Genomic DNA, 8,933 nt, shown 5'->3' with positions numbered 1-8,933 from the left:
GGGTGTCTTGTGGTCGTTTTTGTAGTACTCGATCGCGGGGGCGGGGGGGGCGGCGCCCCCGGCCTGGTGGCGGGGCCCGCGGGCGGCGGCCCGGCCCAACCCCTCACGGCATGCGTGGCTGCTGCCCGGGATCAGGCGTTGATGCAGAGGTTGCCGGCCGTCGGGTTCACCAGGCCGATGATGTTGATGCTGTTGCCGCAGATGTTGATCGGGATGTGGATCGGTACCTGGACCACGTTGCCCGACAGGACGCCCGGCGAACCGATGGCGGCGCCGTTGGCGGTGCTGTCGGCGACGGCGGATCCGGCCACGCCGAGCGCCGCGCAGACGGCCAGGGACGCTGCGGCAACCATGGTACGGATCTTCATGAGGATCTCCCATCGACTGAGGGGTGTGCGGGGCCCATCCCATACCAGTTCGCCGCAAATAAGGGCGTTTCACTCTCCCGTGGGCGTGTCCGCAGAGGGCCGAGGGGCGACTGTTGGGAGCCGTGGGGGCTTTGTAATGTCACATCGCATGATGTCCTTATGGCGCGCCGCGTCCACCGCGGCCCTCCTCGCCACCGTCCTGTCCACCGCCGTCACCGTCCCCGCCCACGCCGACGACGGCTCCGCCACCTGCCGGCCCCCGTCCGCCGCGGCGCCCGACCCGGAGCAGGCCCGCCTCGCGGACCCCCGTACCACCGCGCTCGTCGAACGCGGCGGACTCGGCGACTTCGTACGCCGCTTCCCCGCCGCCCTGTGCAGCACCCGCAGCACCGCCGAAGCCGCCCGGCTCCTCGACGGCTGGGGCACCGCGCTCTGGCAGGCCGCCGTCCACCGCACCCAGGGCCGCCGCCCCGGCGGCGACCTCCCCGCGGGCGACGACCGGCCGCTGTACTGGGCGCGCCTCGCCATGACCCTCGAACTCGCCCGCTGGCAGCCCACGTTCACCGTGGACCGCACCGCGCTGCGGACCCGCTTCGAGGACGCCTCGCGCGGCCTGAAGGACAACGCCTTCCGCCCCGCCCCCGGTGTGCGCCGCGTCTTCGTCAGCGGCTTCGATCCCTTCGGCCTCGACACGGAGGTCCGCCGGGCCAACCCCTCCGGCTCCGCCGTCCTCCGGCTCAACGGGCGCCGCATCACCCTCGCCGACGGCACCACCGCCGAGGTCCGCGCCGTCGTACTCCCCGTGCGGTACGCCGACTTCGACGCCGGCATGGTCGAGCGCGCCTTCGCGCCACGGCTGGCCGGCGGCCCCGCCCCGGCGGACCTCATCACCACGGTCAGCCAGGGCTACCCCGGGATCTTCACCCTGGAGGCCTGGGCCGGCCGCTCCCGGTCCGCGGACCCCTACCCCGACAACACGCGCGCCCTCTCCGGCGGCACCCGCGAGCATCCGGTGACGGCTCCCGGCCTCGGCGCCGGCCCGGAGTTCATCCGCACCACCCTGCCCGCCGACGCGGTCACCGCCGCCGTTCAGACGCCGTTCCCCGTGCGCCTGAACACCGCGGTCACCGAGATACCCGCGGGCGGCACCGCCCCCGTCGACCGGGCCGACGGTCCGACGGCGGGCTCGCGGGCCGTCGCGGGCGGCGGGGGCGGCTACCTCTCCAACGAGGTGGCGTACCGCTCCAACCGGCTGCGCGGCGAACTCGCCCCGCGCCTGCCCGGCGGCCACCTGCACACGCCGGTGCTCACCGGCCTGCCGGCCGACCCGCAGGCGCTGACCGGGCCGGAGTTCGAGCAGAACGAGGACGCGATCGCCGCGGAGGTCCGGGCCGTCCTCGAACACGCCGCCACCGCCACCGTACGGCCGTAGCCACTCCGCCGCCGGAGGGCCGCCGTGGATCGGGAAGGGGGCCGGAGCGGACGCACCGCTGCGGCCCCGGGCCCTCAACCGGCGAGGACGTGGACCTCGGTGCTGCCCGTGCCCGTACGGCTCTTCTTGACGGCGGCCACGTCGGGGCGGCCGTCCCGGTTCCAGTCGGTCACGCCGAAGGCGAAGGTGTCGTCGGTCTCGTGCAGGACCGTGCCCGTCTGCAGCATGAAGCCCCGGTAGCCGCCGCCGGCGAGGACGTGGACCTCGGTGCTGCCCGTGCCCGTACGGCTCTTCTTGACCGCCACGACGTCCGGGCGGCTGTCGGCGTTCCAGTACGCGACGTCGAAGTCGAAGGTGCCGTCCGTCTCGTGCAGCGCCGTACCCGTCTGGAGGATGAACCTCTGGAAGTTGCTGGCACCCGAGAGCACGTGGACCTCCGTGCTGCCCGTCCCCGTACGGCTCTTCTTGATCGCGAACAGGTCGACCCGGCCGTCGCCGTTCCAGTCGGCGGCCCGGAAGTCGAAGGTGCCGTCTGTCTCGTGCAGGGCCGTGCCCGTCTGCAGGGCGAACCTGCGGAAGCCGTCCCCGCCGGACAGGACGTGCACCTCGGTGGTGCCGGTGCCGGTACGGCTCTTCTTGACCGCGACGAGGTCGGGGCGGCCGTCGCCGGTGTGGTCCGCGACGTCGAAGTCGAAGGTGCCGTCCGTCTCGTGCAGGGCGGTACCCGTCTGCAGGATGAACTTCCGGAAGTTGCTGGCACCCGAGAGCACGTGGACCTCCGTGCTGCCGGTACCCGTGCCGCTCTTCTTGATCGCGAACAGGTCCGGGCGGCCGTCACCGTCCCAGTCGTCGAAGGCGAAGTCGAACGTGCCGTCCGTCTCGTGCAGGGCCGTGCCGGTCTGCACCAGGAAACGGCCGAACTCCTGGGCCAGATCGGGGGCCGGGGCGGTCCGGGCGGGCCCCTGCTGCACGGCGAGCGCGGAGCCGGGGGCGACGAGGAGGGAGCCGAGGATCAGGGGCGTGACGACCGCGAGGGTCTTCAGCATGCTGCGTCGCATGAGGCGTTCCTTTCTGTCGGCGGGGCCGCCCGGGACGGTCCTCGTGCGGCCCCGCCATGCTAGGAACGCGGGTCGCACCCGGCGGTCCCGATCAGGGACGAAGGCCGAAATCCGGGGAAAACAGTCTCGATTCCACCAGAAGGTCCCGATTCGGCCTGCACCGACTGATTTCCTCCCACGATCCGGACCGCGGCGCCGAGGCAGCAGTGCGAAGTCGGCGGCGGGTACACCCAGCGGGGTGCCGGGAGGGAGCCGTCCGTGCGGAGACCGCTCACCGGGTGCTCCCCCGGGCGGGCAGCGGTGCGTGCCGCAACGGGGTCAGCTGCTGGATGTCGTACCGGGCGCGCAGGGCCTCGACCGCGGCCGGGTCGGGTCCGGCCGGGGAGTCCATCAGCTCCAGCAGTTCCTCGAAGTACCGCTCGTGGTCCGGCGGCGGGGCCGACTGGAAGAGCATCCGGGCCGGTTTCCCGGTGGGGTTGGCGAAGGCGTGCGGACAGCCCGGCGGTACGAGGATCAGGGTGCCGGGAGCGGCTCGTACCGGGCGCGCACCGGTGGCGGACTCCCAGCCCCGCCAGTCGTCGCGCGTGCGCACCGTCGGCTCGAAGGCGAGCACTTCCAGCTCGCCCTCGATCACGTAGAAGAGCTCCTCGCCGCGGGTGTGGGTGTGGGCCCCGACGTCGAAGCCGGGCGGGACGACCACCTCGAAGGTGGACGCGATCCGCGCATGGGCGCCGGTGACCTTGAACGTCACCTCCTGGGCGGGGGTCTTCACGGTGCGCCCGGCCCCTGCCGGGACCACCAGGCCGTCCCCTGGGTACAGCAAGGTCATGGTCGTCTGCTCCTTCCTGCTCGCTCTGCGTGTGCCTGTGCCTGTTGTGCTGCCCGTGCCTGCCGCCTCGCCGCCGCCCGTGCCTGCCGCCTCGTGGCCGGGCCGTCACCACCGGACCGGGAGTTCCTCGGGCCCGCGGATGAGCACCCCGCGCTGCCAGCGCAGTTCGTCCTCGGGCACGGCGAGCCGCAGGCCGGGAAAGCGGTCCCACAGGGTGGCGAGCAGGACCTCGGACTCCAGGCGGGCGAGGGTGGCGCCCGGGCAGTAGTGCGGCCCGTGGGCGAACGCGAGGTGCGAGGCGGCGTCGTCACGGTCGAGGTCGAGGCGCTCCGGGTCGGCGAACACCTCCGGGTCGCGGTTGGCCGACAGGTAGGAGACGTACACGGCGTCGCCCGCCGGGATCGTCACCCCGCCGACCTCGACGTCTTCCAGGGCGATCCGGGCGAGGCCGACCGCGTTGCGGTGCGGGATGTAGCGCAGCAGCTCGTCGACGGCCCGGGGGACGAGTGCGGGTTCGGCGCGCAGCCGGGCCAGCTGGTGGGGGTGGGTGAGGAGGGCGTAGACCATGTTGGCGCTGTTGTTGCGTACGGCGTGCGTCCCGCCGATCTGGATGAGCACGGCGAGGCCGACGGCCTCGTCGAAGCCGATCGTGCCCGCCTCGACCCCGTCGGCGAGGACGTCCACCAGCTGCTCCCGGCGGGCGTCGCCGTCGGCCGGGACCTGGTGGGGGAGGCGGGCGGCGGGTGCCCGGCGCGCGGCACCGATCAGCGCGGCGAAGCGGTCGGCGAGGGCGGCCTTGGCCCGCTCGCTCGCGGTGCGGCCGGCCGCGGCGGAGAGGATGCCGTCGGTCCAGTGCGCCATGGACTCCCGGTCCCTGGCGGGGACGCCCATGAGCTCGCTGACCATCGCCTGCGGGAACGGCCGGGCGACGTGGGCCACGAGGTCGGCCGGGGAGCCGTGCCGCTCCATCTCGTCGAGGAGCCCGTCCAGGACCTGTTGGGCGCGGTCGCGCAGCCGGCGCATGCTGCGGGCGGTGAAGGCGCCCGCGACGACCCTCCGCATGCGGGTGTGGTCGGGCGGGTCGGCGAAAGCGGTCGCGCCGTCCATCGGGATGAAGTGCGGGGCGACCCGGGTGACGTCCCGGCCGAGGACGGCCCGCCGGCTGAACCGGGGGTCGGCGGAGACGAGCCGGACGTCGGCGTGGCGGGTCACGAGCCAGGCGTGTCCTGCGCCGTTGGGCAGCCGGATCCGGCTCACGGGCTCCTCGTGCAGCATCCGGCTGAGGAAGGGGTCGAACTCCAGGCCGGGGAGGTCGGGCGGGCTCCAGAAGTGGATCGGCGATTCGGTGGTCGTCGGCGCGGTGCGCATGGCGGAACCTCGGGTCGTGTCGGGGCGGGCGGCGGCCGGGCAGGCGTCCCCGGGCCGGGCGGGGCGGGGCGTCAGCGGGCCGGCCCCGCGAGGGCGGCGGCCTGGGCGGACCGCTGCCGGCCGATGCCGCAGCTCCCTGCGGTACGGGCGCCCGCGCGGGTGGAGCTGCCGGCGGGAGCGGACCAGCGGCCGAGGGACATCTCTGCGGTGATGCCGGGGCCGAATCCGGCGATGATCCCCTTGGCGTGCTCTGCGGCCCCGCCCTCGTCGAAGAAGCGGGCGAGGGCGTCGAGGACGACGACGCTGGCGATGTTCCCGTACTCGGTGAGCGTGGCCCGGCTGAAGCGGAAGGCGTCCGGCGGCACCCCGAGGTAGCTGCCCAAGTCGTCCAGGATGCGCGGGCCGCCCGCGTGGACCAGGTAGAAGTCCAGGTCGGAGGCGTCCCAGCCGTGGCGATCGGCGAGTTCGGCGAGGACGGGGGCGAGGGGCTCCATGGTGCCGGGCACCCGCTTGTCCAGGAGGAAGTGGAATCCAGTGGCGCGGACGCTGTACGCGATCCAGCCCTCGGTGTCGGGCACGAGGTGGGAGGCGTTGGCCTCCAGCCGGATGCCGGTGCCGCCGGTGCCGCGGACGACGGCCGCGGCCACCGCGTCGCCGAACAGGCCGTTGGACAGGAGGGTTCCGACGCCGAGGTCGGTGGGCTGGTAGCACAGCGAGCAGAACTCGCAGGCGACGATGAGGGCGTTGGCGCCGGGGTAGGCCGTGCAGAAGTCGTGCGCGCGGTTGATGGCGCTGCCCCCGCCGGCGCAGCCGAGCTGGGCGATGGGCAGCTGCCGGGTGCCGGGCCCGAAGCCGAGCTGGTTGATGAGCCAGGCGGTGAGGGACGGCATCATGAAGCCGGTGCACGAGACGTAGACGATCAGGTCGATGTCCCGTGCCGTCAGTTCGGCTTCGGCCAGTGCCCGGTGCACCACGTGCGGGACGTGCCGCTTGGCCTCGGCCTCGTACACCCGGTTGCGGGCCTCGAATCCCGGGTGGCGCAGGATCTCCTCGATCGGCTGGACCAGGTGCCGGGTGCGGACGCCGGTGTTTTCGATCAGGCGTAACGCGAGCGGTAACCGGGGGTGGTCCGCGTGCAGGCCGCGGGCCAGGGCGAGGGTCTGGTCGAGGGTGATGACGTGCTCGGGGACGGCGACGGCGGGGCGGCACAAGGTGGCCATGGCAGGGGATCCCGGGGAGAGGGGGCGACGCCCGGCCGGCCGGCCGGGCGGGGCCGCGATCAGCCCGGAAGGGATCCTTCCCGATCACCACCAAGGGGGCAAACCGGTACGATTAACCCATCATCGGCTGGGTTACGGCACGTTGGCCGTGGTCTCGCAGGCGAGCGAGACGTCGGAGCCGCCCTTGCCGTCGCAGGAGTCCGTCGCGGCGTCATCGCCGCCGTCCATGACGTCGTTGCCGCCCGCGGCCGCGTCCGCCGTGCCGTCGCCGGGCGCCGCCGAGGGGACGGGGGAAGGGGCGGTTGCAGGGGTGACCGCGGGCTTCGGGCGCGAGGCCGAGGGGGTGCCGCTGTCCTGGCGGCCGCGGGAGGCGTGGCCCGAGTTGCCGTCGCCGATGAGCGCGTCCGTGCCGGCGCCGCCCATCAGGACGTCGTTGCCCTCGCCGGTCGCCGTGGCCTCGGCGGAGGAGTCGCCGGTGATGTTGTCGTCACCGGCACCGCCGTCGACGACGTCGTTGCCGCCGCCGGACGCGCTGATGCCGCCGCGACTGTCGCCGACCAGATGGTCGTTGCCGCCCCCGCCGAAGACCATGTCGTTGCCGCCGCCCGCGGCGCTGCCGCCGAAGGAGATGCTGTCGCCTCCGACCCGGTCGTCGCCCGCGCCACCGAAGACGATGTCGTTGCCGCCACCGTCCACGCTCGCCCGGGTGCCGATCAGGTCACCGCGTACGAGGTCGTTGCCGTCGCCGCCGTCCACCTGGTCGTTGCCGAGGCCGCCGGCGATCGAGTCGTTGCCGGCGAGGCCGCAGATCACGTCGTCGCCGCCCTTGCCGTCGATGGTGTCGACCTCCGCCGACCCGACGATGACGTCGTCGCCCTCGGTCCCGTTGATCGTTCCGGAGCCGGTGATCGTCGCGACCCGCCCGAAGCAGGTCGCCTCCTCGGCGGCACCGGCGGCCACCGTCGGGAATCCGAGGGAGAGCAGCGCTGCCGCCGCCAGGATCAGGTGGGACTTGCGGCCGGGCATACGGACCTCCGGTGGTCGCGCGGGGTGGGGGGACGGCAACGTCGAACGCCTGAGGACCATATGAACCGAATCCGACAAAAGCAATCAAATAGTGGGGTGTTGGGGCGTCATACCTTCGATCGGCCCCACGGCGGGTGCCCGCTGTCCCCTGCGGGGCACCCGCCGTGTCCGGCGGCGGGCCCGCTACACCCCCGAGGGGCACCGGCCGGCTCTGTCGGTGCCGTCCGCTCCGTGACGGCACGCCCCCGGACCGTGTCCCCGGCCCGGGGCTTCCTCCGGTGCGGTCCGCGGCTGCGGCGGCGAACCTCCGGAGACGATGAGGGCGAGGAGGACCGCGGCCGCCTCGCTCTGCAGGATCCTGGCCGCCTGCCGCAGGCGCCGCGGGTCGGGGGCCGGCATCGACAGGGCCAAGCACTCCGCGTTCGGCCCGGCCGTGATCGGCACCGCCGCGCACACCGTGCCGATGGCGTACTCCTGGAGGTCCAGCAGCGGTTCGTGCGGCAGCCGGGCGTCGAGCTCGCGGAACAGGGCCCGTTCACTGGTCAGGGTGTGCGGGGTGAACCGGTCGAGCCGGTGTCGGGCCAGGTGGTCCCTGCGGTCCGCGTACGGGAGCTGGGTCAGCAGCGCCTTGCCGACCGCGGAGGCGTGCGCCGCCGCACGGAAGTCGACCCATTCCACCACGGGCGGGGCGGTGGGCGAGTCCGCGTAGTGGGTGATGGCGACCTCGCCGTCCGTGTACCGGGCGACGTAGACGGCCGCGCCCACCGCGTCACGGACCCAGGCCAGGGTCTCGCCCAGCCGGCCCGGCCCGTCCGCGGCTTCGGTCAGGACCAAGGCCGAGCCCGCCACATAGGCGCCCGGGCCGACCCGGGTGGCCAGGTCCGCCCGCACCAGCCGCTCCATGATCCGCGCCAGGACCAGCCGCGGCAGCCGCGTCAGCCGGGCGATCTGGGCCAGGCTCACCCCGCCGGAGAACCTGCCGACCACCTCCAGGACGCGCAGTGCCTGGTGTACCGCCTCCAGCGCGGCCGGAGTGTGCCGCGCGTCCGGGGACCGGCGGGGGGCGGGGGGTACCTGCGGGGGCCGTCGGGCCTCCAGCGCCCAGGCGTTGGCCGCCTGGGTCAGGCGGGCGGTGTCGAGCTGGGCGTGCCGGGCCACGGCGACCGCGATCTGCGGGCCGGCGGTGAACACCTCGCCCAGGTCCGGGTCCTCCTCCGGGACGAGCCCGGCGACGGCCCTGCGCAGCCGGGCGGCCGGCCGGTGGCGGGTCCCGCCCGGGCAGCCCGGCGGGGGCAGGGCGGTGAGGTCCTGGGTGGTGATGGGCGGGGAGGTCCAGATCACCGAGGCGGCGAGCGCCCCTTCGAGGTTGTCGGGGAGCGGCAGCGGCGCCGGCAGGCACGGGTCCGGGGGCAGGGCGCGGGCGTACTGCTTCCAGTGGCGGGCGGTGGCCACCTCGGCCCGTGCCAGGTGGTGCAGGTAGAGGCAGTGGGCGGCGGCCCGGGAGTCGGCGCCGGCCGCGTACTGGAACCAGAACCGGGCGCCCTCCGGGCGTCCCGCGAGGTGCAGCAGGGAGCCGAACAGCAGTGCGGAGGCGGGCCCGTGGGGCCAGGACTCGGGGGCGAGGGCGTGTTC

At 74.2% G+C, this 8,933-nt stretch carries 7 protein-coding genes and 1 pseudogene; 1 reads left to right on the top strand and 7 read right to left on the bottom strand.

The window, feature by feature from the left end:
- Positions 1–131: 131 nt before the first annotated feature.
- Positions 132–368 carry a chaplin gene (locus ACFVGY_RS07270; protein WP_385672380.1) on the bottom strand — a complete coding sequence of 79 codons (237 nt, stop codon included), beginning with the start codon at positions 366–368 and terminating at the stop codon, positions 132–134.
- A 148-nt stretch (positions 369–516) separates the two neighbouring features.
- Here ACFVGY_RS07270 and ACFVGY_RS07265 point away from each other — a divergent pair, with 148 nt between their 5' ends.
- Positions 517–1,800: a pyroglutamyl peptidase gene (locus ACFVGY_RS07265; protein ID WP_385672377.1), complete on the top strand. Its 1,284-nt coding sequence runs from the start codon at positions 517–519 to the stop codon at positions 1,798–1,800.
- 74 nt (positions 1,801–1,874) lie between these two features.
- Here ACFVGY_RS07265 and ACFVGY_RS07260 read toward each other — a convergent pair whose 3' ends face one another.
- From ACFVGY_RS07260 to ACFVGY_RS07235, 6 genes and pseudogenes are all read right to left on the bottom strand, one after another.
- Positions 1,875–2,858 (bottom strand): FG-GAP repeat domain-containing protein, encoded by a 984-nt coding sequence (locus ACFVGY_RS07260; RefSeq protein ID WP_385672374.1) that lies wholly within the window; start codon positions 2,856–2,858, stop codon positions 1,875–1,877.
- 271 nt (positions 2,859–3,129) lie between these two features.
- On the bottom strand, positions 3,130–3,687 hold the full coding sequence (locus tag ACFVGY_RS07255; RefSeq protein WP_385672372.1) for a cupin domain-containing protein: 558 nt from the start codon (positions 3,685–3,687) through the stop codon (positions 3,130–3,132).
- Positions 3,688–3,792: 105 nt separating this feature from the next.
- Complete coding sequence (locus ACFVGY_RS07250; protein WP_385672369.1) at positions 3,793–5,055, bottom strand: cytochrome P450; 1,263 nt, start codon at positions 5,053–5,055, stop codon at positions 3,793–3,795.
- Positions 5,056–5,126: 71 nt separating this feature from the next.
- On the bottom strand, positions 5,127–6,275 hold the full coding sequence (locus tag ACFVGY_RS07245; RefSeq protein ID WP_385672366.1) for a type III polyketide synthase: 1,149 nt from the start codon (positions 6,273–6,275) through the stop codon (positions 5,127–5,129).
- 132 nt (positions 6,276–6,407) lie between these two features.
- Positions 6,408–7,301: a hypothetical protein gene (locus ACFVGY_RS07240; RefSeq protein ID WP_385672363.1), complete on the bottom strand. Its 894-nt coding sequence runs from the start codon at positions 7,299–7,301 to the stop codon at positions 6,408–6,410.
- A gap of 312 nt (positions 7,302–7,613) precedes the next feature.
- Positions 7,614–8,324 (bottom strand): annotated as a pseudogene (locus ACFVGY_RS07235) (IclR family transcriptional regulator); the annotation flags it as partial.
- Positions 8,325–8,933 lie beyond the last annotated feature (609 nt).

It is taken from the genome of Streptomyces sp. NPDC127106 (assembly GCF_042677605.1).
In the GTDB taxonomy this organism is placed as follows: Bacteria; Actinomycetota; Actinomycetes; order Streptomycetales; family Streptomycetaceae; genus Streptomyces.
Note: the sequence above shows the minus strand (reverse complement) of the source record. Positions and strands in the feature narration are given on the sequence as shown.

Bases quoted from the DNA above. Each gene is read 5' to 3' on its own strand.
- ACFVGY_RS07270 (WP_385672380.1), bottom strand. From the start codon at position 368: ATGAAGATCCGTACCATGGTTGCCGCAGCGTCCCTGGCCGTCTGCGCG.
- ACFVGY_RS07265 (WP_385672377.1), top strand. From the start codon at position 517: ATGATGTCCTTATGGCGCGCCGCGTCCACCGCGGCCCTCCTCGCCACC.
- ACFVGY_RS07260 (WP_385672374.1), bottom strand. From the start codon at position 2,858: ATGCGACGCAGCATGCTGAAGACCCTCGCGGTCGTCACGCCCCTGATC.
- ACFVGY_RS07255 (WP_385672372.1), bottom strand. From the start codon at position 3,687: ATGACCTTGCTGTACCCAGGGGACGGCCTGGTGGTCCCGGCAGGGGCC.
- ACFVGY_RS07250 (WP_385672369.1), bottom strand. From the start codon at position 5,055: ATGCGCACCGCGCCGACGACCACCGAATCGCCGATCCACTTCTGGAGC.
- ACFVGY_RS07245 (WP_385672366.1), bottom strand. From the start codon at position 6,275: ATGGCCACCTTGTGCCGCCCCGCCGTCGCCGTCCCCGAGCACGTCATC.
- ACFVGY_RS07240 (WP_385672363.1), bottom strand. From the start codon at position 7,301: ATGCCCGGCCGCAAGTCCCACCTGATCCTGGCGGCGGCAGCGCTGCTC.